Annotated in this window: 23 protein-coding genes and 1 pseudogene; 12 read left to right on the top strand and 12 right to left on the bottom strand. The window is 64.1% G+C overall.

What is annotated here, in order from left to right:
- Positions 1–19 precede the first annotated feature (19 nt).
- The 4 genes from EGO55_RS17295 (at position 20) to EGO55_RS17310 (ending at position 5,765) form a co-directional block, all read left to right on the top strand.
- A complete protein-coding gene (locus tag EGO55_RS17295) occupies positions 20–2,713 on the top strand; it encodes an HAD-IC family P-type ATPase (protein WP_021246218.1) in 2,694 nt (897 codons plus the stop codon).
- The gene (locus tag EGO55_RS17300; RefSeq protein WP_021246219.1) at positions 2,710–3,621 is read left to right on the top strand and encodes a universal stress protein; all 912 of its coding nucleotides are present in this window, start codon (positions 2,710–2,712) and stop codon (positions 3,619–3,621) included. Before EGO55_RS17295 ends, EGO55_RS17300 begins: the two co-directional genes overlap by 4 nt.
- The gene (locus EGO55_RS17305) at positions 3,618–4,586 is read left to right on the top strand and encodes a calcium/sodium antiporter (protein ID WP_021246220.1); all 969 of its coding nucleotides are present in this window, start codon (positions 3,618–3,620) and stop codon (positions 4,584–4,586) included. Before EGO55_RS17300 ends, EGO55_RS17305 begins: the two co-directional genes overlap by 4 nt.
- Before the next feature lie 246 nt (positions 4,587–4,832).
- Positions 4,833–5,765 (top strand): 1-phosphofructokinase family hexose kinase, encoded by a 933-nt coding sequence (locus EGO55_RS17310; protein WP_031291853.1) that lies wholly within the window; start codon positions 4,833–4,835, stop codon positions 5,763–5,765.
- 124 nt (positions 5,766–5,889) lie between these two features.
- Here the strand turns inward: EGO55_RS17310 and EGO55_RS17315 are convergent, their stop codons facing one another.
- The 4 genes from EGO55_RS17315 to EGO55_RS17330 are packed head-to-tail and all read right to left on the bottom strand — an operon-like array spanning position 5,890 to position 9,047.
- Positions 5,890–6,243, bottom strand: a complete 354-nt coding sequence (locus EGO55_RS17315) for a carboxymuconolactone decarboxylase family protein (protein WP_021246222.1) — start codon at positions 6,241–6,243, stop codon at positions 5,890–5,892.
- 17 nt (positions 6,244–6,260) lie between these two features.
- Positions 6,261–7,526: a TolC family outer membrane protein gene (locus EGO55_RS17320; protein WP_021246223.1), complete on the bottom strand. Its 1,266-nt coding sequence runs from the start codon at positions 7,524–7,526 to the stop codon at positions 6,261–6,263.
- The gene (locus EGO55_RS17325; protein ID WP_021246224.1) at positions 7,523–7,726 is read right to left on the bottom strand and encodes a YgaP family membrane protein; all 204 of its coding nucleotides are present in this window, start codon (positions 7,724–7,726) and stop codon (positions 7,523–7,525) included. The genes EGO55_RS17320 and EGO55_RS17325 overlap by 4 nt, the downstream gene beginning before the upstream one ends.
- A gap of 40 nt (positions 7,727–7,766) precedes the next feature.
- Positions 7,767–9,047, bottom strand: a complete 1,281-nt coding sequence (locus EGO55_RS17330; RefSeq protein ID WP_031291854.1) for an NAD(P)/FAD-dependent oxidoreductase — start codon at positions 9,045–9,047, stop codon at positions 7,767–7,769.
- Between the two features lie 83 nt (positions 9,048–9,130).
- Between EGO55_RS17330 and EGO55_RS17335 the strand changes: the two genes are divergently transcribed.
- The 5 genes from EGO55_RS17335 to EGO55_RS17355 all read left to right on the top strand — a co-directional run bounded on the left by EGO55_RS17335 (position 9,131) and on the right by EGO55_RS17355 (position 14,658).
- Positions 9,131–9,469 (top strand): rhodanese-like domain-containing protein, encoded by a 339-nt coding sequence (locus EGO55_RS17335; protein WP_021246226.1) that lies wholly within the window; start codon positions 9,131–9,133, stop codon positions 9,467–9,469.
- Between the two features lie 39 nt (positions 9,470–9,508).
- Positions 9,509–10,558, top strand: coding sequence for an efflux RND transporter periplasmic adaptor subunit (locus tag EGO55_RS17340; RefSeq protein ID WP_021246227.1), 1,050 nt, complete (start codon positions 9,509–9,511; stop codon positions 10,556–10,558).
- Complete coding sequence (locus EGO55_RS17345) at positions 10,555–13,761, top strand: efflux RND transporter permease subunit (RefSeq protein ID WP_021246228.1); 3,207 nt, start codon at positions 10,555–10,557, stop codon at positions 13,759–13,761. Before EGO55_RS17340 ends, EGO55_RS17345 begins: the two co-directional genes overlap by 4 nt.
- Positions 13,758–14,081: an ArsR/SmtB family transcription factor gene (locus EGO55_RS17350; protein WP_021246229.1), complete on the top strand. Its 324-nt coding sequence runs from the start codon at positions 13,758–13,760 to the stop codon at positions 14,079–14,081. Before EGO55_RS17345 ends, EGO55_RS17350 begins: the two co-directional genes overlap by 4 nt.
- Positions 14,082–14,253: 172 nt before the next feature.
- Positions 14,254–14,658, top strand: coding sequence for a hypothetical protein (locus EGO55_RS17355; protein ID WP_021246230.1), 405 nt, complete (start codon positions 14,254–14,256; stop codon positions 14,656–14,658).
- A 14-nt stretch (positions 14,659–14,672) separates the two neighbouring features.
- Here the strand turns inward: EGO55_RS17355 and EGO55_RS17360 are convergent, their stop codons facing one another.
- From EGO55_RS17360 to EGO55_RS17395, 8 genes and pseudogenes are all read right to left on the bottom strand, one after another.
- On the bottom strand, positions 14,673–15,074 hold the full coding sequence (locus EGO55_RS17360; RefSeq protein ID WP_021246231.1) for a hypothetical protein: 402 nt from the start codon (positions 15,072–15,074) through the stop codon (positions 14,673–14,675).
- A 158-nt stretch (positions 15,075–15,232) separates the two neighbouring features.
- Positions 15,233–16,295 (bottom strand): annotated as a pseudogene (locus EGO55_RS17365) (IS630 family transposase).
- Positions 16,296–16,468: 173 nt separating this feature from the next.
- Positions 16,469–16,885 (bottom strand): ferritin-like domain-containing protein, encoded by a 417-nt coding sequence (locus EGO55_RS17370; protein WP_021246236.1) that lies wholly within the window; start codon positions 16,883–16,885, stop codon positions 16,469–16,471.
- Between the two features lie 85 nt (positions 16,886–16,970).
- The gene (locus tag EGO55_RS17375; RefSeq protein ID WP_021246237.1) at positions 16,971–17,450 is read right to left on the bottom strand and encodes a Dps family protein; all 480 of its coding nucleotides are present in this window, start codon (positions 17,448–17,450) and stop codon (positions 16,971–16,973) included.
- Positions 17,451–17,472: 22 nt separating this feature from the next.
- Positions 17,473–18,261, bottom strand: a complete 789-nt coding sequence (locus EGO55_RS17380; RefSeq protein WP_021246238.1) for a TlpA disulfide reductase family protein — start codon at positions 18,259–18,261, stop codon at positions 17,473–17,475.
- Between the two features lie 12 nt (positions 18,262–18,273).
- A complete protein-coding gene (gene cydX / locus EGO55_RS17385; RefSeq protein WP_021246239.1) occupies positions 18,274–18,384 on the bottom strand; it encodes a cytochrome bd-I oxidase subunit CydX in 111 nt (36 codons plus the stop codon).
- 12 nt (positions 18,385–18,396) lie between these two features.
- Positions 18,397–19,545 carry a cytochrome d ubiquinol oxidase subunit II gene (cydB, locus tag EGO55_RS17390; protein WP_021690809.1) on the bottom strand — a complete coding sequence of 383 codons (1,149 nt, stop codon included), beginning with the start codon at positions 19,543–19,545 and terminating at the stop codon, positions 18,397–18,399.
- 12 nt (positions 19,546–19,557) lie between these two features.
- Positions 19,558–21,144, bottom strand: coding sequence for a cytochrome ubiquinol oxidase subunit I (locus EGO55_RS17395; protein WP_021246241.1), 1,587 nt, complete (start codon positions 21,142–21,144; stop codon positions 19,558–19,560).
- Positions 21,145–21,234: 90 nt separating this feature from the next.
- Between EGO55_RS17395 and cydD the strand changes: the two genes are divergently transcribed.
- From cydD to EGO55_RS17410, 3 genes are all read left to right on the top strand, one after another.
- Complete coding sequence (gene cydD / locus EGO55_RS17400) at positions 21,235–22,815, top strand: thiol reductant ABC exporter subunit CydD (protein ID WP_021246242.1); 1,581 nt, start codon at positions 21,235–21,237, stop codon at positions 22,813–22,815.
- A complete protein-coding gene (locus tag EGO55_RS17405) occupies positions 22,812–24,428 on the top strand; it encodes an amino acid ABC transporter ATP-binding/permease protein (RefSeq protein WP_021690807.1) in 1,617 nt (538 codons plus the stop codon). Before cydD ends, EGO55_RS17405 begins: the two co-directional genes overlap by 4 nt.
- Before the next feature lie 147 nt (positions 24,429–24,575).
- Positions 24,576–25,838: an MgtC/SapB family protein gene (locus EGO55_RS17410; RefSeq protein ID WP_210766563.1), complete on the top strand. Its 1,263-nt coding sequence runs from the start codon at positions 24,576–24,578 to the stop codon at positions 25,836–25,838.
- Positions 25,839–25,973 lie beyond the last annotated feature (135 nt).

Genomic DNA, 25,973 nt, shown 5'->3' on the forward strand with positions numbered 1-25,973 from the left:
AGATTTGATGTCAGGACCCATGGAAACCTCCGAAGTGCGCTGGCATATGCTGTCAACCAGCGAAGTTGCCACGGCACTCGACGTCGGTTGTGCGGGTCTCTCTTCTCCGGAGGTGGATCGGCAATCGGCCCGCTTTGGGCCGAACGCGCTACCCCGGTCGGCGCGTCGCAATGTGTTCCTTAGGTTCCTCGCGCAATTCCATAACACGTTGATCTATGTGCTTCTTGCCGGGGCATTGGCCGCAGCGCTGCTCGATCACATGATCGACGCGGTGGTCATCGTCGCCGTCGTGATCGTGAATGCGGTGATCGGGCATATCCAGGAAGGAAAGGCTGAACAGGCGCTTGAGGCCATCCAGCAGATGATCGCGCCCAAGGCCAGCGTGGTGCGTGACGGCGTGAGGCAAACGATTCCCGTCCGCGAGATCGTGCCCGGCGATCTCGTGATGATCGAGGCCGGTGATCGCGTTCCCGCCGATCTCAGGCTTCTCCATGCGCGGCGAATGCTTATCGACGAGGCGCTGCTGACGGGCGAATCGGTGGCCGCCGAAAAGCAGGAAGCGGTGCTGCCCGAGCAGACCGATTTGGCGGATCGGCGTAATATGGCCTTTTCGGGCACGATGGTTGCGGCTGGGCACGCAAGCGGGCTCGCTGTTGCCACCGGATCTCGCACGCAGATCGGACGGATCAGTTCGCTTATCCAGTCGGTCGAACAACTGGCAACCCCGCTGCTGAAGCAGATCGACCGTTTTGCCCGGCGCTTCACCTGGTTCGTACTCGCGGGGGGGCTTGCGCTGTTCGCCTTTGCCGTTCTGGCGCGGAATTACGATTGGATCGACGCGCTGATCGCCGTGGTCGCGCTCGCCGTGGGGATCGTGCCGGAAGGGCTGCCGGCGGTCATCACGATTACTCTCGCGATCGGCGTGCGGCGGATGGCGGGGCGCAACGCCGTCATCCGAAAGCTCCCGGCCGTCGAAACGCTCGGCGCGACCTCGGTGATATGCACCGACAAGACCGGCACGCTCACACGCAACGAAATGACGGCCCGCCGCGTCATCACCGAGCGGCATACGATGATCGCGAGCGGATCCGGCTATGTTCCCGATGGTCAAATCCGGATCGTCGGGTCCGGGGACCAGGCAGAGGCTATGGCCGATGCGATGCCACTGATCCGCTGCGGGCTGCTGTGCAACGATGCCGCGCTGCGCAAGGTCGGTGCGGAATGGCGTGTCGAGGGCGATCCGATGGAGGGGGCCCTCTTCGCCCTGGCAATGAAGGCGGCCATCGATCCGGAGCAGGAGCGGGCGGAATGGGAGCGGCTCGACGAGATTCCCTTCGACGCCGCGCATCGCTTCATGGCGACGCTCTACCGGGGTTCCAACGGCACGCGCTTGCTGTTCGTGAAGGGCGCGCCCGAAGCGCTCTTGGCGATGACCGCGCCCGACAATTGTTCCTATTGGGAGAGTTCCATCGCTACCGCCGGAAGCGAGGGCGAGCGCGTTCTCGCCTTCGGCGCGAAGGAAATGCCTGCCGGCAGCGAACGGATCTTGTTCGAAGATCTCTCGACCGGCGTGTGCCTCCTGGGCCTTGTCGGCTTCATCGATCCGCCTCGCGCGGAGGTCAAGGACGCCATCGCCGAATGCCGGTCCGCCGGAATCGGCGTCAAGATGATCACTGGCGATCATGCGGCGACGGCGCTGGCGATCGCCCGGCAACTCGACCTTGCCGACGACCCGCGCGTGCTGACCGGGCTGGAACTGGAAAAGCTTCCGGACACCGAACTGGAGCAAGCGGTCGTGGATGTCTCGGTCTTCGCCCGGACCAGCCCGGAACATAAATTGCGGATCGTCCGTGCGCTGCAGGCTCAGGGAAAGATCGTCGCGATGACGGGGGACGGCGTGAACGACGCGCCGTCCCTCAAGCAGGCCGATGTCGGGGTCGCCATGGGCATCAAGGGCACCGAAGCGTCGAAAGAAGCGGCTTCCATGGTGCTGCTCGACGATAATTTTGCCTCGATCGTCAGCGCCGTTCGCGAAGGCCGAACGGTCTACGACAACATTCGCAAGGTCATTTCCTGGGAAATCCCTACGAACGGCGGTGAAACACTGGCGGTCGTATTGGCGATCCTGCTGGGCTTCGCGCTGCCGATGACGGCGACGCAGATCCTCTGGGTGAACCTCGTCCTCGCCGCCACGCTCGGCCTCGTGCTGGCGTTCGAGCCCACGGAACCCGGTGCGATGTTGCGCCGGCCACGGGAGCGCGGCGCGCCGTTGCTTTCGCCGTTCCTGCTTTGGCGTGTCCTTCTCGTCTCTGTGCTGTTCGCGGCCGTCACTCTCGGAATCTTTTTCCATGTTCTGGCGCAAGGCCGGAGCCTGGAGATGGCGCGCACCATGGTCGTCAACATGTTCATCATCGCGGAGATCTTCTACCTCTTCAACGTCCGCTATCTCCACATGACGTCCCTGACATGGCGCGGCGCGATCGGTACCCCCGCCGTGTTGATCGCGATCGGCGTTCTCGTCATCGGCCAGGCGTTCTTCACCTATGCGCCGTTCATGAACGCAATCTTCCATTCGCGGCCGCTCGGCTTCGCGGACTGGGCGTTGCTGGTGGCGTGCGGCATGCTTCTCATGCTGCTGCTGGAGTTGGAGAAGCATGTGATGCGGCGACTGGGCTGGTTTAGCGAACTTAATAATCAGGAGGACATGCCATGACGCGTGACGGTTTCCCTAAATGCATCGCGCTCGCGACCGACCTCAGCCATCGTTGCGACCGTGCCTTCGATCGCGCCCTGCTGGTAGCCCAGGCATGGCGGGCGGAGCTTATGGTCATCCACGCGCTGAACCCGCCGGAAGACGGGATGCTGTCCGTCCGACTCGGCGATCTGCCGTCCTGGCGTCGGCCTCTCGAAGACCCGGTGCGGGCGGCGCGCCATCGCATCTACCACGACCTTGTTCGCGAGGCGCCGCCAATCGACATTTCGGTCCACGTCGAAACCGGCTCGCCGGCACCGGTCGTCCTCGATATCGCCGGAAAGGGCGAGGCGGGCCTGATCGTCACCGGCGTGGCTCGCGATGGGCCGCTCGCCCGGATGCTGCTCGGCGATACCGTGGACCGGCTGATCCGCAAGGCGCCCGTTCCGATCCTGATCGTACGCGACCGCGCTTTCGAGCCTTACCGCGCCATGGTGGTCGCGACAGATTTCTCCGCGCCCGCCCGGATCGCTCTGGAGACCGCCGTCCGCTTTTTTCCCGATGCGGCTATCTCCCTTTTCCACGCCTACGATGTGCCCTTCGCGGGCTATCTCGGCCGATCGGAAATCGAACGGCAATTCGAGGGTTATGGCGAGGCCGCGGCCGACAAGTTCCTTGCCGAAGCGGGACTGTCTGATGTGGCGGCCCGGAACGTCACGCGCATGATCGAGCACGGGGTTCCCGAAGCGCTGCTTCGCGACCGTGCGGAAAATGCCGCACGTCACCTGACGGTCGTTGGAACCCATGGCGGTGGCCTCGTCTATGAGGCTATGATCGGCAGTACGGCGCGCAAGATCCTTGATGCGGTCCCGGGCGATGTCCTCCTCGTACCCGATCCCGCCAGGCGCAAGGTGAACCCGGCCGGATGACGCTGGCGATCGTTTCCAGCCTCATGGGGCTCGCCGCCCTGATCGCTGGTGCGGAGTGGCTGGTGAGGGGAGGCTCGGCGCTGGCCGCGCGGCTGGGCGTTTCGCCGCTGCTCATCGGCCTTACGATCGTGGCGCTGGGAACGAGCACGCCCGAACTCGCCGTCGGGATCGAGGCGGCGCTCCAGGGAAACGGCTCGCTCGCGGTTGGCAACATCGCCGGCACCAACACAGTCAACATTCTCCTTATCCTCGGCCTCAGCGCGATGCTGCAACCACTTGCCATTCGGATGCAGACGCTGCGTCTGGAACTGCCTGTCATCGTCATCGCGTCGGCCGCGCTACTCGTCTTTGCCTGGGACGGTGTGCTCTCGCGCCTTGAGGGGCTGTTTTTGATCACGATGGGAATGGCCTTCACGCTGACCGTCATTCGCGTCGCCCGGCGGGAAAGCATCACGGTGAAGCTGGAGTTCGCGCGGGAATTCGCGGCGCCGCGCTTTTCCCGCCGCCACGGTTTCTCCGCAATGGCGATGCTGGCCATCGGCCTCGTCGTGATCGTCGTGGGCGCCAACTGGCTGGTGGATGGTGCGGTCGCGCTTGCCCGGTTGTGGAACGTATCGGACGCCTTCATCGGACTGACGATCGTTGCGATCGGTACTTCCGCTCCTGAACTCGTTACGACGATCATTTCGACGATTCGTGGCGAGCGCGACATCGCGATCGGCAATCTGATCGGCAGCAGCGTTTACAATATTCTGGTGATTCTCGGCGCGGCCTGCCTGTTTCCGTCGAACGGGATCGAGGTCAGCGCGCAACTGATCCGGGTCGACATCCCGGTCATGTTGGGGGTCGCGCTGGCCTGCATTCCCGTATTCATCAGCGGACGCCAAATTTCGCGGTTCGAGGGTGGAATGTTTGTGAGTGCCTACTTGCTATATCTTGGCTATTTGATCAATGATCGGATTTAACCGATAGGGAAAGCGCGAGAGCATCGTTTGACAACGCCGCGATTTTCCCGCCTTTCGTCTATTATCCAGTGATTTTGGGTCGCAGGCGGTGGCTGCTGCTGTCAGGTTGCTAACGCGGGTCTTTCGATCCCGGTAGAACTTCGCACCCTTTCGATCGGAGCCTTCGCATTCGTGGACCCGCGATAGCGTAACGATTAGGGAAATCCCGGATAGACCCGAGCCCATCCGGGTCCCTCAATGGCGGCCATGATGAACATCGCGACCCTCACCCTGAACCCGACGATCGACGTCGCCTATGAAGTCGATCATGTCTACCACACCCGTAAAATGCGGACGAAGACAGAATTCTATTCGCCGGGTGGCGGGGGAATCAACGTGGCCCGTGTCTATGTCCGGCTCGGCGGGAACGCGCGGAGCTACTATCTTTCGGGCGGTGCAACCGGCCACGCGCTCGATGGTCTGCTCGACCTGCACCAGCTGGTGCGCAACCGTATCCCGATCAAGGGGCATACCAGGGTGGCCACCGCAGTGCTCGAGCGCGAAAGCGGGAAGGAATATCGCCTCGTTCCGTCCGGACCGATGGTCGAACCTGCAGAATGGCGGCAGTGCCTCAATCAGCTCCAGACGGCACAATGTGACTATCTGGTCGCGAGCGGTTCGCTCTCACCCGGCATTCCGGATGATTTCTATGGCCAGGTCGTCGCGATGATGACGGAACGCAGTATACCGGTCGTGCTCGACAGTTCAGGCGCTGGCCTGCGCGGAGGCCTTGAGCAAGGCGGCGTCTTCCTCGTCAAGCCCAGCATTGGCGAGTTGCGCCAGTTCACCGGTCGGGATCTTCCCGACACGGAGTCGGTGGGACGGGCGGCCATGCAGATCGTCGGGGGCGGTCATGCGCAATATGTGGCGGTGACGATGGGGCACGAGGGCGCTCTCCTTGCCTCGGCCGAGCGCCAACTCCTGCTTCCCGCAGTGGACATCGAGGTCAGAAGCGCGGTCGGCGCGGGCGACAGTTTCCTTTCGGCGATGGTCTTTGCTATCTCCTCAGGCTGGGAGATCGAAGAAGCGTTCCGCTTCGGCATCGCGGCAGGCGCGGCGGCCGTGATGAATCCGGGGCACGATCTTGCGCGACCCGAAGACATCCGGCGGCTCTATTCGCAGGTCCGTGCAGCCTCCTGAACCTTGCGTTGAACTTGAGCGTACTCCACCGACCAGTTCATGATCGTGGTTCCCGGTCGCGAAATTCGCGACCGGTTCGGCGCACTGCCGGTCAAGTGTTCGGCTGTTTCGATTTCACGGCGTATTATTGTTTCGCTTGATCGGAGAACTGATCGAAGGCCTCGACCGCCTGCGCGGCATACATGAGGCTGGGGCCAGCGCCCATGTAGAGCGCCATGCCCATCGTCTCCATCACTTCATCGCGCGTGGCGCCGTGCTTGACGGCGGCCTTCGAATGGAAGGCAACGCAGCCGTCGCAGCGGATGGCGACCGAGATGGCAAGAGCGATCAGTTCCTTGGTCTTGGCATCGAGCGCCCCGGCCTTGGTGGCCGCAGTCGCCATGGCGGAAAAGGCCTGCATCACTTCGGGCGTGCCGAGCCGCACTTCCTTGATGGCGCCATTCAGCTCGGTCGCCATTTTCGGCCAGTCCTTGTGCATATCGTCTCCTGTAAAGTTCAGCGTCCGAGAAGGGCAAGCAGTCGGTAAGCCGCGACGATGCGATCGCTTCGCGCGCGAGCTTCGCTGACCGCTGCGGCGGTTGCCTCGCGTTCGGCATCGAGCAGATCGAGCTGGGGCTTCATCCCCACGCGAACCTCGTGGCGCACGCTGTCGCGCGCCTGTCCGGCGGCAAGGGCTTGCTGGGAAGCAGCCGCTTCGACCAGGGCGGCCGAGCGCACCCCGGAAAAGGCGCTGATCGTCTGTTCATCGACGGCGGCGCGTGCGGCGCGCATACGCGCATCGGCGGCCCTGACCGCACTATCGGATTCGGTAATCTTGGCTGAGACTCGCCCGCCCGCGAATATCTGCCAGCGCGCCCGCACGCCGACCGTGGCGGCATCGGAGCGATAATCGGGAAAGAACTGGTCACGCACCGTCGAACCTTCGGCGAAGGCGCCGATCGTGGGCAGGCGTTCGGCTCGCGCACCCCGCGCGCTGGCCTGGGCGGCATCTAGTGCCGCCTCGGCCTGAGCGAGAGCGGGATTGTTCCCGCGGGCGCTGTCGAGCGCTTCATCGAGCGAGGCAGGCAGGACCGGACTTGCCGGAATGGGCTGGAGATCCTGCGGGGCAAGGCCAGTGAGGTTGGTGAATCGCGCATCGGCCGAGATGGCAAAGCCGCGCGCGCCTTCAAGGGCTGCCTGTGCTTCGGCAAGGCGCGCCGCCGCCTGCGCAACATCGGTGCTGGGGCTTTCGCCTGCCTTGAAGCGGAGCCGGGCCTGGCGCTGGATCTCCTCCATCTGGCCGACCATCTGTTCATAGAGCGCTATCATTCGGTGCGTGGTCAGCACGTCGCCATAGGCTTGGACCGTCGCGACGACGATCTGGCTGCGGGTCATCGTTTCACCGGCGCGGGCTGCTTCGCTGCCCGCTTTCGCCTGTGCGATCCCGGCGCTGACCCTGCCGCCCATAAAGAGGGGCTGTTCGATAGTGAGCTGCGCCGCGCGCGGCGTGACGTTGGCCGCCGGAAGCCCGAAGAAACCCTGCGGATCGAGTCGTCCATAGCCGATCGTCCCGCTCAGCGTCGCGGTTGGCAGACCCTGGCCGCGCGCTTCCCTGATCCGGGCGTCGGCCGCATCGGCATCGGCCCCCGCCGCCTCGATTTCCGGCGCGTGGTTCACGGCGGCCGCAATGGCTTCTTCAAGCGTCGTTGCCTGCGCGGGCATGGCGACACTCGCCAGCAGGCCGGCGAGCAGGGGGAGGGGGATCGTCCGCCTGAGCGTCATTTGAAGGCGGTTCCCGGACGGACGCCGAACGCCTTGAACACCATCGCAGCCGGGCAGAAACCAGTGAAGCTTGCCTGAAGCATATTGAGGCCGGCAAAGGCGGTGAGCGCGATCCACCAGGGATGCACGGTCAGCGACAGGACGACGCCGAGCAGTACGACACAACCGGCGAACGCCATCACGGCACGATCGAGAGTCATCAGTCTCACTCCTTCGCTTGGGAAACCTGAAGCCGGGGCATCAGAAACGCAGCTTGCGGATGCCCATCGCGTGCATGGCGAGCTTTTCGTAGAAGGGCTCGCTCTCGCCCTTGCGGACCTTGCGCAGGAAATATTTCTCAAAGCCGACCTTGGCCAGATGGACCCATTTGCCGCTGGACGACCAGTTGACGTTGCGCGGCGGGATCTGCGGCTGGGCGACGAAGGCGACGCCTCCGTCGCCAAAATCGGCGAGACACACCGCGTTCCACGTCGCTTCCGCCGTCGGCTCCTGGCCGTCGAGAATCAGCGAGAGATTGGCGGCGATCGCCGTGACCATGGATTCGATCATGAAACCGGTCTTGGGCACGCCCACCGGAACCGGCGTCGGGCCGGTCGGCGGGATGGCGACACAGACACCGAGCGCGAAGATCTCGGGGAAGGCCGGGTTGCGCTGGTGCTTGTCGACGATGATGAAGCCGCGCGGATTGGTCAGCCCTTCGATATTGCTCACCGCGGGCACGCCCCGGAACGCGGGGAGCATCATCGAGAAGCCGAAGGGCAGGTCGTGCGTCTTCTTCACCGCGCCGTCCTCGCCGACTTCCTCGACGTGCATGACGCCGGGTTCGACACTGGTCACGCGCGCATTGGTGATCCACTTGATATGCCGGTCTCGCAGCTCGCTTTCGAGCAGCGACTTGGTATCGCCGACGCCGTCGAGCCCAAGGTGTCCGATATAGGGTTCGGGCGTCACATAGATCATCGGCACCTTGTCGCGGATCTTGCGCTTGCGCAGTTCGGTGTCGAGGATCATCGCGAATTCGTAGGCCGGGCCGTAGCAGGACGCGCCCTGCACCGCGCCGACGACGATCGGGCCGGGATTTTGTGCAAAGGCATCGAACGCATCGGCGGCGGCTGAGGCGTGGGCCGTCTGGCAGATGGAGACGGTATGGCCGCCATGCGGACCCAGCCCCTCGATCTCGTCGAACGCGAGTTCCGGGCCGGTGGAAATTACAAGATAATCGTAATTGATGGATGAGCCGTCATTGAGTTCGAGCCGCTTTTCACCGGCATGCAGCCGTTTCGCGCCGACCGAGGTGAAGCCGATCTTCTTTTTGGCGAACACGGGAGGGAGGTGGACCTGAATGGCTTCGGGCTCGCGCCAGCGCACGGCGACCCAGGGATTGGACGGGATGAAGCTGTAGGTGTCGCTATCGGATACCGTCATCACGTCGGCGCGGTCCTTGAGGGCGGCCTTGATCTCATAGGAGGCGATCGTGCCTCCCAGACCCGCGCCCAGCACCACGATCAAAGGCTTGCCCATCTGCGATCCTTCCATGTCTCAATGGCATTGACGAATATCATCATTACATGTTATATGCAAATAACAAAGTTGAGGAAGCTGCCATGTTCGGATTCAAGAAACGTGATGCCCACCGTGAGATCGGCCCCGCCGAGCTGGACGCCATGCTGAAGGGCGGCAAGGCGCTCCTGATCGACGTGCGCGAGACAGGCGAGTTCGCCGCCGGTCACATACTGGGCGCAATAAACATGCCGCTGTCGGGCTTTTCACCTCGTAACATCCCTGATCCCAAGGGCCGGACTGTCGTGCTGCAATGCGCGGGCGGAAAGCGCTCGGGCCAGGCGCTCGATCAATGCGCGGCGGCGCAGAGCGCGATCGACACCCACCTTGCTGGCGGGATCGGTGCGTGGAAAGACGCCGGCTTCCCGGTCGTTGGTGATTGAGAGCCTGAAAGAGAACCAAAAAAGAGGGGTATCGGCGGCATGATGAGCGGCAGGGGCAAGTGGCTCTGGTTGGCGGGCGCCGCGCTGGCGCTGTCGGCATGCGGGAGCAAGCCGGAGCAGGAACAGGCGGCGGCGACGCTACCCGCCGGGGAAACCCTGCGGCTCGCCGCAACCGAAATCCCGGACATGAAGATGGTCGGCGCGGAGATCGCCACGCGCGACCAGGCCGAAGTGCTCGCCCGCATCCCCGGTATCCTCACGTCGCTTTCCGTCCGTGCCGGAGACACGGTGCACAAGGGGCAGCGGATCGGCATGATCGTCGATTCGCGGCTCGGTTATGAGACAAGCGCCTATGGTGCGCAGGTTGCCGCCGCTCAGGCCGAAGCCGCGCGCGCCAATGCCGATCTCGCGCGCATTCGCGATCTCTATGGACAAGGCGTCTATGCCAAGGCGCGCCTGGATCAGGCCGTTGCGGCCGCGCGCGCGGCCGATGCGCAGGTTGCTGCCGCTCGGGCGCAGCAGGGCGCAAGCGTCAGCGTCGCGGGGCAGGGGGCGGTGATCGCCCCGGCGAGCGGGCGGGTGCTTCGCGCCGATATTCCTGCCGGATCGCCGGTGGCGCCGGGCATGTCGATCGCGACGGTTACCGCGGGGCCGCCGGTGCTGCGGTTGATGCTGCCGGAGTCGGTTGCCGGACAGGTCCATCCCGGTGCGCGCGTGATCGTCAATGAAGCGGATATGCCGTCCGGGCAGCGCGAAGGCAGCGTGACGCAGGTCTATCCCGCGATCACCGGAGGCCAGGTTCGCGTTGATGCTACTCTGTCCGGCCTTTCCACCCAATTTATCGGCCGCCGCGTGAGCGCGTCGGTCGAGATCGGCACGCGCAAGGCGCTGGTCGTGCCGCGCGCATTCGTCACCACGCGCTATGGTATGGATCAGGTGCAGATCGTCGCGAAGGGCAAGCGGCTCAGCATGGTGCCGGTCCAGATCGCGCCGACGGCAGATCCCGCCCTGGTCGAGATATTGAGCGGCGCGGCCGCCGGCGACGCGCTGTTCGCCCCCGGTAAGCCCGCCAAGGCTCCGCGGCCATGAATCTCGGCGTTTCCGGTCGCCTCACCAGGGCCACTATCGCTTCACCCCTGACCCCGCTGTTCCTGCTCGCGGCGATTGCCGTTGGTCTGCTGGCTCTTCTTTCCATCCCTCGGGAGGAAGAGCCGCAGATCAGCGTGCCGATGGTCGACATCCAGGTGATGGCGCCGGGCCTTTCCGCCGCCGACGCGACCGAGCTGGTCGGCATTCCCCTCGAAACCATCGTCAAGAGCGTCGATGGCGTGGAGCATGTCTATACTCAGGCGCAGGACGATGGCGTGATGGTGACGGCGCGCTTCCTCGTGGGATCGAACCCCGAGGACGCGGCGATCCGCATCGAGGAAAAGCTGCGCGCCAATTGGGACAGGAAACCGGTCGGCATTCCCGATCCCAAGGTGACGGTGCGCGGCATCAATGATGTTCCGGCCGTCGTTCTGACCCTTGCCCCCAAGCCCGGCGCGGCAGGGCAGTGGAACGATGCCAGCCTCTACGAACTCGCCGCGAAGCTGCGCACCGAGATCGCCAAGGTCGACAATGTCGGGATCAGCTTCCTCGTCGGTGGCCGCCCCGAGGAAATCCGCATTGCGCCCGATCCGGCCAGGCTGCGCCAGTATGGCGTGCCGCTGGGGAGCGTGATCGAGGCCGCGAGCCAGGCCAATCGGTCCTTTCCGCTGGGTAATATCCGCGAGGACGGCAAGGCGGTCGGCGTCACGGCGGGCCGCACCCTGTCATCGGCGCAGGAGGTCGGACTTCTGACCGTGCGCTCTGCCTCCGGCTCTCCCGTCTATCTGCGCGACGTTGCCAGCGTAACGCAGGGGCCGCGCGAGGATCAGGCGCGGGCGTGGCGCTGGGCGAAGGAGGAAAACGGCAAGTGGAATAGCGCCCCCGCTGTCAGCATCGCCTTCGCCAAGCGCGCCGGGGCCAATGCCGTGGTCGTCTCCGATGCCATCCTCGAGCGTGTCGAGAGCCTGAAAGGCAAGCTGATCCCCGATGACGTCACGGTCGCCGTCACCCGCAACTATGGCGAGACGGCGAACGAGAAGGCCAACGAACTGCTGTTCCACCTCGCGCTGGCGACCGTCTCCATCGTCGTGCTGATTGGGTTCGCGATCGGTTGGCGCGAGGCGGGCGTGACCGCCGTGGTCATTCCGACGACGATCCTGCTGACCATGTTCGCCTCGAACCTCATGGGCTATACGATCAACCGCGTCAGCCTGTTCGCGCTGATCTTCTCGATAGGCATTCTCGTCGACGACGCGATCGTCATGATCGAGAATATCGCCCGGCATTGGGCGATGGACGATGATCGCAGCCGCACCCAGGCAGCGATCGAGGCGGTGGCCGAGGTCGGCAACCCCACTGTGGTGGCGACGCTGACCGTGGTCGCCGCGCTGCTGCCGATGCTGTTCGTTTCCGGTCTGATGGGGCCCTATATGGCCCCGATTCCGGTCAACGCCTCGGCGGCGATGATCTTTTCCTTCTTCGTAGCGGTCGTGATCGCCCCGTGGCTGATGATCCGTTTCGCTAGGCAGACGCTCGAAAAGGGGCATGGCCATGATGAAAGCGGCGGCAGGCTGGGGCAGCTCTATGCCCGCGTCGCGCACCGCGTGATCGATACGAAGAAGTCCGCCCGCAATTTTCTGATCGCGGTGGGCGTGGCGACGCTGGTTGCCTGCTCGATGTTCTACTTCAAGGCCGTGACCGTGAAGCTGCTGCCCTTCGACAACAAGTCGGAGGTCCAGGTCGTGGTCGACATGCCCGAAGGCACCGCGCTCGAAGGTACGGGCCGCGTGCTGGAAGATATCGCCGGCGTGGTGCGGGGCTTGCCCGAAGCGACGGCAATGGAGGCCTATGTCGGCACGTCCGCGCCGTTCAACTTCAACGGCCTTGTCCGCCATTATTTCCTGCGCTCGCAGCCCGAGCAGGGCGATGTGATGGTGACGCTGCTGCCCAAGGGGGATCGCAGCCGGTCCAGCCATCAGATTGCGCTCGACCTGCGCCAGCGGCTGAAGGCGCTGCGCTTGCCCAATGGCGCATCTATCAAGGTGGTCGAGACGCCTCCAGGCCCGCCCGTCCTCGCGACCCTGCTGGCCGAGGTTTATGGCCCCGACGAAGTCACGCGCCAGAAGACAGCGACCGAGCTGGAAAAGATCTTCCGGTCCATCCCCTTCATCGTCGACGTGGACAACAGCTTCGGCGAGGCGCGCCCGAAGCTCCGCCTCGACGTGCAGCGCGACCGGCTCGATTATTACGGCCTTTCACAGCGGCAGGTCGCCGACAGCATCGGTATGCTCATGGGGAGTCAGACTGTCGGCTACGCGCCGCGCGGCGATGGCCGCAGCCCACTCCCGATCACCATCGCGCTGGAACAGAAGGACCGGAGCTGGACGCAGGCCCTGTCGAGTACGCCGGTTGCACAGACGCCGGGCGGTCAGCTTATCGACCTCGGCGCCGTGGTCGAAGCCCGCACCGAGGCGGGCAGTCCCGCGATCTTCCGCCGCGACGGCCGCTATGCCGACATGGTCACGGCAGAACTGGCCGGAGCCTATGAAGCGCCGATCTACGGCATGATCGAAGTGAACCGCGCGGTCGATGCCTATGACTGGGCGGCGAAGGGCCTGCGGAAGCCGGAGATACGTCTCAATGGTCAGCCCGGGGACGAAAGCGTGCCGTCCCTGCTCTGGGACGGCGAATGGGAAATCACCTGGGTTACGTTCCGTGACATGGGCGGCGCCTTCATGGTCGCGCTGCTGGCCATCTACATCATCGTCGTCGCGCAGTTCAAAAGCTTCCGTCTGCCGCTCGTGATCCTGACACCCGTGCCGCTCACCCTGGTCGGGATCGTCATCGGCCACATGCTGTTCCGCGCGCCGTTCACGGCGACCTCGATGATCGGGTTCATCGCGCTTGCCGGCATCATCGTGCGCAACTCGATCCTGCTGGTCGACTTTATCCGCCATTCGGCCACGCCGGACAAATCGCTGCGCGACGTGCTGCTGGAAGCCGGCACGATCCGGTTCAAGCCGATCGTCCTCACGGCCGCCGCGGCGATGATTGGCGCGGCCGTGATCCTGACCGATCCGATCTTTCAGGGATTGGCGATCTCGCTGCTGTTCGGCCTTGCGTCCTCGACGCTGCTGACCGTGCTGGTTATTCCGGCCATTTACATCGTGCTTCGAGATGATGGGAAACCCGCGACCAGATGATGCCCCTTGATACGCCCCTTGCGCAACTCGCCCAGCACGCCGCCCATGCGGCGAGTGTGCTGAAGCTGCTCGCCAATGAACAGCGCCTGCTGATCTTGTGCCGGCTGACCCAGGGCGAGTTCTCCGTGAACGCGATGGTGGAACTGTGCGGGCAATCCCAGTCCAGCGTATCGCAACATCTTGGCAAGCTGCGTGAAGGCGGGCTGGTCAAGACTCGGCGCGAGGCGACGACGATCTATTACAGTCTGGCCGATGATGGCGTTCGCCAGTTGATCGACATGCTCTGCGATCGCTTCGGACCCGGCGCTGGACAATCCTGAGACATCCGGTCCAACGAGAATGACGCAGGATAGGCAGGCCCGTTCCGAGATACTGGCCGAGACCGCTTCGACATAGATTTTGAGAAGTGTTCAGGCACCGGGAGCGGGAAGGTGGTTTTCGGGCGTTGGTGGCCGCTTTGTCTCGACAGCGAAGTTTTGAGGGGAAGAGGCTGTGAAGATCGCGACAGCAATCGGGGCCGCGCTGGCGGCGACATTTGGGGCTTCTGGGCCTTCATGGTCACAGGATGAGGACGCAATTTCCGTGTCGACGGGAAGCGAGGCATGGGAGGAAAGCTATAGCGTCAAAATCTCCCAAGAGTTTCGGTGCAGATCGGCCAGCGCGGTATTTGATGCGGAGATTTCCCGCGATGGTGTCAGGAGCCTTGCCTTGGCCGTTAACGGCAAGAAGGTTACGGCGAACGATGTTGCTAAGATCGTTGCAGATGTGAACAGACAGGGAGGATTCTCCTATGTCGGCTTTGTCTGCACGCCCGACTTTTACGCATTTACGTTCTACCCCAACGATCAGGGGCACGGACAACCCTACATTTATCAAGGTCGCGTGCGGAGCAATTAAGGGCCATTATCTTGTCACTGGCGCGGTAGCACCGGTTCCCACTCGGACGGTGCCGTGCGCCAGCCCCAGGCGCATATTCCAAGCATGAAGAGATTGGCGCCAAAATCGAGCGCCATCCAGCGGGTGAGCGCCGGGACGACAAAGACAAAATAATAATTGAACCAGAAAAACGGCAGCAGTGCTGCGCCATAGATTGCGAAGGTCCGCCGCGTCCATCGGCTGAAAGCAATGAACAGCCCGCCAAGCACGGCCTGCGCGCCGAAACAGCCGATCAGGAGGGCACTTGTGGGGCTCAGATGCTGATAGGCGGGATTAATCGTCAGCCGCTCGACCATCTGTGGTGTGGCCAGACACCAGCCGCCTAGGATCAGGAATGGAAGCGCGAGAAGACGCTGGGGCCAGGCATTATGGTTCATCGTGGTGACCTAACACGGAGAGCTGCATTATTGATAGTTGTGCGCGCGCAAGCGCGGCGGCCTACCCGCGGCCGTCGCTACTCGCGATTTCTGCTGCGCAGCCGTAGTAGTCACCCGATATATTCGTTCACGTCATGGGTGATACCAACCTGCATTGATCATGACCCATGCGCCCATTTGCGGCGGCCGATGGTCATGATGCGCCAAGGCTGATCGACGAGTTTGTTCCAAGCCTCGCAGCAGTGGTCGACGATGTTGTCGTAGGAGGTGAAGACGCGGTTTGAGAGCCAGTTGTCGCGCATGAACTGCCAGATATTCTCGACCGGGTTGAGTTCGGGACATTTGGCCGGAAGCGGGACAATTGTGATGTTGCCGGGGACTTGGAGCTTGCCAGTGGTGTGCCATCCGGCCTGATCCATCAGCACGAGAGCGTGAGCGCCCGGCGCGATGGCGAGCGATATTTCAGCAAGGTGCAGTCCCATGGTTTCGGTGTTGCAGAAGGGCAGGACGAGCCCTGCGCCCTTGCCGTGTTCCGGGCAGATCGCGCCGAAGATGTAGGCCGATTTCGTCCGTTGGTCTTTCGGTGCCGAAGGCCGGGTTCCGCGTCTCGCCCAGCGCCGCGTGATCTTGTTCTTTTGACCAACGCGGGCTTCGTCCTGGAACCATATCTCTATGGGCGTGCCCTTCGGGAGCGCTGCTCTGACTTTTGCCAGCTTGGCAGCGAAGCCCCCCTTTTGAATGCCTCCATGGCATGCTCGTTCTGGGCATGATGGCGAGGCCGCGCGGTGAGCTTCACGTAGCCCAGCTTCTTCAACTCGCGGCTGATGGTGGTCTCATCGAGCGAGACCGCAAATTCGTCATGGAGCCACTGGGCCAGATCGATCAGCCGCCAGCGCACCACCCCGTGGATTGCCGGGATCGGGCCGCTCTCGACAACATCGACCAGTGCCTGGCGCTGCACATCGTTCAGCCGCGAACGGGGGCCAGGCGCCTTGCCATCCAGTAGTCCATCGGGCCCCGGGCATTGAACCGGATCACCCAGTCCCGCACGATCTGAAGCCCAACTCCACCGATCCGAGCCGCGACACTCCGGCTCCCGCCGTCGTAAATCTCGGCCAAAGCCAACAGCCGCCGCGCCTGGTTCGCGCTCTTCGTCGTGCGCGACAACCGTCGCAGCGCTGCCCCGTCAAAATCTTCCCGCAAGCCGATCGCTGATCCCATGGACACGCCCTCCAAAGTCGCAGCCCCATAGATTCAGATTTTCACCGCCTTGGGAATCCCCCGTGAGTCAGCCTCCGCGCAGGTTGGTATGAGACGATCCTTGCCCGATCCACCGTAGATTGCGGATCCCGAAAGCAGCCGGCGTCTGAGCGATGAGGATTAAGGGAAGGTCGTCACGAACGGCGATCGCGTTCCCGCTCCAGGCACCGCTTGAAAGCAGGGAGGTGGCGCTCGCGCGAGGCGGCCTGCAGGTTTTCCATCACCTGGCGCGCTGCGGGATCTTCGATCATCGGGATCAGCCGGTCATAGAGGGCGATGTTTTCGACCTCGCCCTGGACCGCGCTTTCGCACGCTTGTGCGAGTGAGGCTGGCGCTGTGACTTTTCCTGTCCATGCGTTGGGCGGCACGTCGATGCCCAGTCGGGCAAGCTGGCGCTCAAGCGCGGCAGCGTGGCGCTGTTCGGCTTCGATGATGTTGGAAAAGGGCCGGACAGGGCCGAACTTTTCGATCACGGCGGCATAGGTCGCCTCCGCCTTCCGCTCGTCTTCGAGCGCATCGAGGAGGATGTTTGCCAGCTTTGACGTAGCCAAGGTCTCGTCCTTTCAATGGCGGCAGTTCGCTAACGGCCCCGGCCTCGCAGAGATTGCGCGGCCGGGGCCAGTCGTTGAGCGTGTCTTACTCTTCGAGCAGGGCGCGCAGCATCCATGCGGCCTGCTCATGCACGCCGATCCGTTGGGTGAGCAGGTCCGCGGTCGGCTCGTCGCTCGCCTTCTCGACCAGAGGGAACAGCGTGCGCGCCGTGCGGGCGGCCGCTTCATGCCCCTTGGCGAGGATGTCGACCATGTCGAGCGCCTTCGGCGGCACTTCCGGCGCGTCGGGAAGCGAGCTCAATTTAGCGAACTGCGCGTAGGAACCGGGTGCGGGCTGTCCGAGCGAGCGGATGCGTTCGGCGATCGGGTCGATCGCGTTCCACAACTCGGTATATTGCGTCATGAACATGGCATGGAGGCTGTTGAACATCGGCCCGGTCACGTTCCAGTGAAAGTTGTGCGAGGTCAGATAGAGAGTGTAGGTGTCCGCCAGGAGGCGGCTCAGGCCTTCGCAAATCGCAACCCGATCTTCCTCGCCGATTCCAATATTCACTTGTCTGGTCATGGTCTTCTCCTTGATCGAAACTCTACTTCAGATCGCGTAGTCCCGCGAGCAGGGCGGCCCGCGAGATTTCACCGACATGGAGCGCACGGATCACGCCTTTGCTGTCGATGAACAGCGTCGCGGGAAGCCCGGCCGAGCCGGTCGCGGCAGCTATACGCAGGTCGCGGTCGAGATGGACGTGCGCCGTTTCAAGGCGCTTGCTGTCCAGCCACGCACGTACGTTGTCTGCATCCTCGCCCTGATTGACAAGCAGGATCGGTACGGCCGAGTGCGCCGCTTCTGCGACCATCATCGGCATTTCACGCTGGCACGGCGGGCACCAGGTTGCCCAGAGATTGACGACGAACGGCTTGCCCCGGCGATCGTCGAGCAGGCTCTTTCCGCTGTCCAGCGACTGGAGAACGATTCCTTGCGGTAGAGGTCGCTGCGCCGAGGCAAGGGCCGCTGCCGTGGCGCCGGATGTGACCGCGACGCAGCCCGCGAAGACGAGCGTCAAAGGTGCTAGGGCGCGAGATCGCCGTAGTGACACGCCCAGCACGATTGCGGCAGTCACCAGACCGGGGAGCGGCGAGAAACCTCCTTGCCAGACATAGAGGATGGTTGCGGGTTCGATGGCGAAGGCATGCCAGTTCTGCGCCACAAAACCCGCGCGAGCTGCAACGAGGCCAGCGAGCAATGCCCGCCACGCGGCCGTATCGCAATCCACGCCGCGACGGCGGCCTATCCAGTTCCCCGCCGCCATGAAGGCAATGATCCCGAGAATCGCGAACAGCCGTTCCAACGCGAGCGCGAGAGGGCCGATAGCAATCATGATCCGTCGCGATCAGGCCGCCATGTCCTCATCGGGATCGGCATGAAACTCATGCCACATGCCGTTGAGGATGCCGAAGCCGACGGCCAGGCCGACACCCAGAATCCAGCTAAAATACCACATCCGGGTCTTCCTTCAATAAAAGTCGGGGTTGGTGTCGACGTCGCGCAGCGTGATGCGGCCGAACAGGACCTTGTAGACCCAGGCGGTGTAGAGCAGCACGATTGGCAGGAAGATCACCGTCACCGCGAGCATGATGAACAGGGTCACATGGCTGGACGACGCGTTCCAGACCGTCAGGCTCGAGGCCGGGTCGATCGAGCTGGGCAGGATGAACGGGAACATCGAGAGGCCCACGGTCGCGATGATGCCGATCGCGCCGAGAGATGAGCCGCCAAAGGCCAGAACCTCGCGGCCCTTGCGGATACCGATCCACGCCAGCAGCGGCCCCGCGAAACCGAGAATGGGGGCGATCAGCATCCAGGGATGGGCGCCATAATTGTCGAGCCAGGCCCCCGGCGCTGCGACCGTTCCTGAAAGCAGCGGATTAGAGGGGCCGAGCGGATCGGCGCCGGGCGTCAGGCGGAAACCATAGCCCATGGTCGCGACCATCACGCCGCCGATGGCAAAGAGCAGGATCGAGGCGACGGCGGCGACCTGGCCGAAGGCGCGGGCGCGGTCATGCACAGCGCCGCGTTCGATCTTGATCGCGAGCCAGCTTGCGCCGTGCAGCACGATCATGGCGACCGAGAGAAGGCCGGCGACCAGCGAGAAGGGATGGAACAGGCCGAGCAGGCTGCCCTCGTAGAAGGAGCGCAGATCGCTATCGAGCCGGAAGGGGATACCGGTGAGCACATTGCCGACCGCGACGCCGAACACCAGCGCCGGAACGAAACCGCCGACGAACAGCGCCCAGTCCCAGCGCGCGCGCCATGCGGCGTCCGGCTTCTTCGAGCGGTATTTGAAGCCGACGGGCCGCAGGATGAGCGCCGCGAGGACGAGGAACATGGCCAGATAGAAGCCGGAGAAGCTGACCGCATAGACGAACGGCCATGCCGCGAAGATCGCGCCGCCGCCAAGGATGAACCAGACTTGGTTCCCCTCCCACGTCGCACCGATGGAGTTGATGACGAGGCGGCGTTCGGCGTCGGTCCTGGCAACAAAAGGCAGCAGCGCGGCGGTGCCAAGGTCGAAGCCGTCGGTCAGGGTGAAGCCGATCAGGAGGACGCCCATCAGCAGCCACCAGATCAGCCGGAGCGTTTCATAGTCGATGGGAGGTGCCATGACCTGTTCTCCTTATTCGGCAGGGATGGGCGCGTAGCCGCTGTGGGTTTCGGAGGATGGCGCCGGGGGTCGATGTTGGTCCGGTCCCTTGCGGATCGCCGCCAGCATCAGCCGTACTTCGATGACCGCCAGCGCGCCGTAGATTACCGTGAAGCCGATGATCGTCGTCCAGAGTTGCGCGACGGTCAGGCTCGATGCGGCAAGGAAGGTCGGCAGAACGCCGTCGATCGCCCAGGGCTGGCGGCCGATCTCGGCCAGGATCCAGCCAAATTCGATGGCGATCCACGGCAACGGAATGACCCACACCGCAGCGCGCAGGAAGGTGCGGCAGAAGCGGCTGTCGCAGTTCAGCTTGCGGATCGAGGCCATCCAGAAGGCGGCGCCGAAGAAAGCGATGAAGAAGAAGCCGAGGCCCGCCATCGCGCGGAACACCCAGAACATCACAGGGACATTGGGCACGGTCGACCATGCGGCCTTCTCGATGTCCTGGGGCGTGGCTTGCCGCGGATCGGCGACGAAGCGTTTCAGCAGCAGGGCATAACCAAGATCGGCCTTGCTCCGCTCGAATGCCTCGCGTGCGACCATGTCCTTCTGGTCGACCTTCAGCTTTTCGACTGCGTCATAGGCTTTGATGCCGTTCTCGATGCGGTCCTGCGCCCTGGCGACCAGCTCGAAGATGCCGGAGACTTCGCCCGTCAGGCTGCGCGTGGAGATGAGGCCGAGCACATAGGGAATCTTGACCTCGAAATAGGTTTCGCGGTCGGTGACGCTGGGAAAGCCGACAACGGCGATACCCGCCGGAGCCGGTTCGGTGTGCCACATGGCTTCCAGCGCGGCGAGCTTCATCTTCTGGTTGTCGGTCAGCGCATAGCCGCTCTCGTCGCCCAGCACGACAACCGACAGCGAGGATGCGAGGCCGAAGGCGGCGGCGACGGTGAAGCTGCGCCGCGCGACCGCGACCCATTTGCCCTTGAGGAGATACCAGGCCGAGACGCCGAGCACGAAGACCGAGGCGCAGACATAGCCGGCGCTCACCGTATGGACGAACTTCGCCTGCGCCACCGGATTGAACAGCACCGCCATGAAATCGGAGACTTCCATGCGCATCGTCTCGGGATTGAAGCGCGATCCCACCGGATTCTGCATCCAGCCATTAGCGACGAGGATCCACAGCGCCGAGAGGTTGGACCCGAGCGCGACCATGAAGGTGGTCAGCAGATGCCCGACCCTGGACAGCTTGTCCCATCCGAAGAACATGAGGCCGACGAACGTCGCTTCGAGGAAAAAGGCCATCAGCCCTTCGATGGCGAGCGGCGCGCCGAAAATGTCGCCGACATAGTGGGAATAGTAGGACCAGTTGGTGCCGAACTGGAATTCCATGGTGATGCCGGTGGCAACGCCCAGCACGAAGTTGATACCGAACAGCTTGCCCCAGAAGCGCGTGACGGTGCGCCAGATCTCACGGCCCGTCATCACATAGATGCTCTCCATGATGACGAGGATGAAGGAGAGGCCGAGCGTCAGGGGGACGAACAGGAAATGGTATAGCGCGGTCAGGGCGAACTGCAGCCGGGAGAGTTCGATCACGGCCATGTCCATGGCAAGACTCCTTGCGTTCCGGCCCGGCTTCCATGGGTGTCCTGAGTCGGTTGAAAAAATTATGATTAGCCGTTACTCGTAATTGAGTATATGAGCAAGGCATTAGATAGGCAGGTGCCGGTCCTTTTCTGGATCGGGGACAGCGGCGCGGCGATCCTCATGGCGGCCGCGCTCGCCTGCGCCGTGGCATCTGCGGAACAGGGCGGCCATGGCCATCTTCTGCTTGCCGTGGGCGGATTGATCGCCGCGGCCCTGCTTCGCGGCGGTCTTCAGATCGGTGCGGTCCATGCCGGTGAAGGCGCCGCAGTGCGCACCAGGACGAACTGGCGCCGGCGGGTTTTCCCGCATGTGCTTGTTGCGCCGCCGGGCGATCGCCGGATGTTGGGCGAGGCGGTGGCCGATGCCGTCGACCGGATCGAGGACCTGGGCGGCTTCCATTCCCGCTTCCTCCCTCTGCGCCGCGCCGCTGTCCTCTCTCCGCTCATCATCGCGATTGCCGCCGCATTGGGAAGCTGGATTGCCAGCGCGATTATGCTCGCGACGCTGGTTCCCTTCGCCCTGGGTATGGCGCTTGCCGGGACGGCGGCTGCGCGTGCCGCCGCGCGCCAGCTCGACGCGCTCAGCCGCCTGTCGGGCCTGTTCGTCGACCGGGTGCGCGCGCTTCCCGTGATTGTGGGCTTTGGCGCGCAGGAGCGCATCAGCCGCCACCTTGCCGACGCGACGCGCGAGGTCGCTGCGCGCACGATCGACGTGCTGAAGGTCGCGTTCGTGTCGAGCGCGGTGATCGAGTTCTTCGCGGCGCTGTCGGTGGCGCTGGTCGCGCTCTATTGCGGCTTCAACCTGCTGGGTATCCTGCCGTTCCCGGCTCCTGAAAAGCTGTCGCTGGGCCAGGCCCTGTTCGTCCTCGTCCTCGCGCCTGAATTCTACCTGCCCATGCGCCGCCTTGCCGCTGCCTATCACGACAAGCAGGTCGGGGAGGCTGCGGTCGAGCGCCTTGAAGCTCTTGCGCCTGCAGTGCTGCCCGCGCCGAAAGTCGCCATCGAAGGACCGCCCGCGCTCCGCTTCGACGGCGTGGTCATCGACTATGGCGAGACGGCTATCGGCCCGTTTACGCTCGACGTTGCCGCGGGCACCAGCCTTGCCCTTCGCGGCAGCACGGGGATCGGCAAGTCGAGCCTGCTCCACGCGCTGCTGGGGCTGGCTCCCATCGGCAAGGGGCGGGTTTTGATCGACGGCCGGGATGCGGCCGATGTTGCGCTTTCCGGTCATGTTGGCTGGGCGGGGCAATCGGTCGCGTTCGTCCCGGGCACGCTGGCCGACAATATCCGTCTTGCGCGTCCCGATGCCGAGGACGCGGCGGTCGAAGCCGTGGCCCATCGGGCGGGCCTTGGGCCGATGATCGAAGCGCGGGGGCAGGGATTGGCCTTGCCGCTCGATCATCGCGGGTCGGGTCTATCCGGCGGGGAACGCCGGCGTGTCGGCATCGCCCGGGTGCTGTTAAAGGACGCGCCGCTCTGGTTGCTGGATGAGCCGACCGCGGATCTCGACGCGGGATCGGCGGCCGATATCGCCAGGATACTGGCGTCCGCCGCAAAGGGACGGACGGTCCTGATCGTGACGCACAGCACCGAACTGGCCGCGATCGCCGACAGCGAAGCGGTGCTTTCATGAGCCGCGCGGATATGGACCGGCTGCTGGCCGAGGCGATCGGCCCGGAGCGCCGGGCTTTCCGGATTGCGGGCCTGCTCGCCGCCGCCGCGACGATCTCTGCGGTCCTGCTGCTGGGCCTGTCCGGATGGTTCATCACCGGTGCTGCGCTTGCCGGACTGGCCGGCGTGCTGGCCGCGCAGGGTTTCAACTACCTGGTGCCGAGCGCGTTGATCCGGCTGCTGGCGATCATTCGCACCACGGCACGCTATGGCGAACGGTTATGTGGCCATCGCGGCGCGCTGTTGGCGCTCGCCGCGGTTCGCGCGCGCCTGTTCGATCGCATCCTGTCCGAGCGCGACGTGCGGGCGGTCTCGGCGGGCGATGCCGTGACGCGGCTCGTGCAGGACATCGGCGCATTGGAGGACAGGCTGATCCGTAGGCCCGCGTTGCCTGCTGCGCTCGCCGGGGCTGCGATCGGTCTTGTCCTTGCATGGCTTGCCAGCCCTTGGGCGAGCCTTGTCTTGCTGGCGTTGCTTGTCGGGCTTGTCCTCTGGGCGCATTTGGCGACCCCCCACCTGCTGGCGAGCGCCGCGACCGACATGGCAGCGGCGCTTGCGCGGCTCAAGGCGGGCATGGTGGATTATGCCGCCGCCTCGCCCGAAATCCTTGCCTACGATCTCGCTCCGGCGATCGGGCGAAGCCTCGCGGTCGAGACGGCCGAACTGGACAGCGCGCGGCGTCGTTTTGCGCGCGGCGAAGCAATCATCGACGCGGGCCTCGTGTTGGGTGGAGGCATCGCCATGGGCGCGATGCTGATCCTCTCCCATGCCTCCCTGCCGTTGACGGTGCTTGCCGTGCTGGCGGCGGCGGGTGCGATCGAGGCCCTTTCCGGCTATGTGCGCGGCGTATCGCGAAGCGCGCTGGTCGCGGCCGCCCTCTCGCGATTGGAGGGCATGGCGGGTCAACCCTCTGCGCTTGTCCGCAAGGCGACGGCATCCATGGCGCCCGCGCGGAGCATTGCCTTTGATCGGGACGGCCTGCATGTCCGGATCGTGGCGGGCGAGCGCTTGGGGATTTCAGGCAAATCCGGCAGCGGCAAGACCAGCCTTCTGGAAACGCTCGCTGGTATTCGGCCCGCTGGCGAGCATTGTGGCATTGCTCTTGATGACCAGCTTCTTGCTTCCCTGCCGTCCGAGGACGTGCGAGCGGCATTCGCGCTCTCGCCCCAGGATGCCCAGCTCCTGTCGGGAACCATCCGCGACAATTTGCGTGTGGCGCGCCCCGGCCTCAGCGACGAACGGCTTTGGGCGGCGCTGGAAGTCGCCTGCCTCGCTGTCGATATTCGCGCGATGCCGCATGGGCTTGACCAATGGGTCGGCGACGGCGGAGCGCGGTTGTCGGGCGGCCAGCGCAAGCGGTTGTCGATCGCCCGCGCCTTGCTTGCCGGCAGGCCGTGGCTGCTGCTCGACGAGCCGAGCGAGGGGTTGGACATGGCGACGGAGGCGCGGCTTGCGGGCCACCTCGACGCGTGGCTTCGCGAGACAGGGACCGGAGTCGTGGTGGTGAGTCATCGACCGACCTTCTTGAGTCTCGTCGGCAAGGGTCGAACAATCAACTTGAAGGATCGCCGCTAATATAGGGATATCTGTAGCTGGCCTGTGGGCGGATCGATTTGGCGCGCGTAATCAAATCCATTCAATCCACGTCGCGCATAAGGAGGAGCCTATCTGCCGCGTTCATACTACCGTTCCCGATCGATTACCTTGCCGTGGAGTGATCATTTGATATCGCTTGATATGGAACTGCTTCGTTCGCTTGCTGCGGCGCTCGCGGTAGGCGTGCTGATCGGTATCGAGCGAGGCTGGCGGCAGCGCGAGGCAGCGGATGGCAGCCGGGTCAGCGGTTTGCGCACCTTTGGCCTGCTCGGTCTTGCCGGCGGCCTTGCCAGCCATATGCCCGAAAGCCTTGCGGCGGTAATCGGGCTGGCGGTCACTGCCAGCCTGGTTCTTGGATATCGCAGCGAACAAGCCCGCACGGCCAGCCTGTCCATCACCAATACGTTGGTCGGCATTATCACCTTCGCCTTGGGATATATGGCCGGGCAGGGCCTGGTGAGCGAGACGCTGGCCGTCGCGGCGGTAACCACCTTGATCCTGACGCTCAGGCAGCAATCCCACGCCATGCTCAAAGGGATGAGCCACAAGGAGGTCGAATCGATCGCCACGTTCGCGATCGTCGCGTTGGTCATCCTGCCGCTGCTGCCGGATGCGAGCTACGGCCCCTTTGAGGCCTGGAACCCGCGGCAAATCTGGATGGTCGTCGTCGTCGTGCTCGGACTCTCCTTCGCCGGCTATGTCGCCAGTCGTCGGCTCGGCGCGGACAAGGGGGTCATGATAACCGCTTTGTTCGGGGCATTGGTATCGTCCACGGCGGTCACTGTTGCCTATGCCCGGCGTTTGCGCGCCAATGATGGTCCGCAAGGCCCCTTGATTGCTGGTATTGCGCTCGCCTCGCTCGTGATGTTCGCGCGCGTCCAGATACTCTCTTTTACCCTCATCCCCTACGCCAGCACATCGCTCGCGCTTGCAATGGTTCCGGCTTTCGTCGTCGGCGGTCTGACAACCCTTCTGGCGCTACGCTCCAAGGTGGATGGTGATGGCGCCAGCGAGGTGAAGCTGGGCAATCCGCTGGATTTCGGGCCGGCGCTTCTGCTGGCGGGCGCGGTTGCGTTGATTGCTGTCCCGGCACGTTGGGCGCTCGCGCGGTTCGGCGATCAGGGCATTGTCGTTGTGCTTGGTCTTACGGGCATGTGGGATGTGGACGCAGCCGTACTCACGCTCGCGGGGCTGCCTGAGGATATGTTGAAACCCGACACGGCCGGACTGGTGCTTGCGGTGCCCGTGCTCGCCAACACGATGTGGAAGGCTGTACTCACGCTGGTACTGGCAGGGCCATCAAAGCAAGGCTGGAAGGCGTCCGGCCCACTCTTCGCATCAGTTCTGGCATCTGCTGCCGGTATCGCCGCGCTCATGGTGTTTCGCTAGGAGCGATGAGCGGGCAGCTCGTGCCTGGTTCGAAGCTGGTTCAGGTCCATTCCTGAGGGGGGATGCGCGCTTTCGTTGCTGGCCGTGAATTTGTGGCGACGCAGAGCCATGGCCGGCTATTGTCGTAAGGGCCGA

The sequence above is a fragment of the Caenibius tardaugens NBRC 16725 genome (assembly GCF_003860345.1).
Taxonomy (GTDB): Bacteria; Pseudomonadota; Alphaproteobacteria; order Sphingomonadales; family Sphingomonadaceae; genus Caenibius; species Caenibius tardaugens.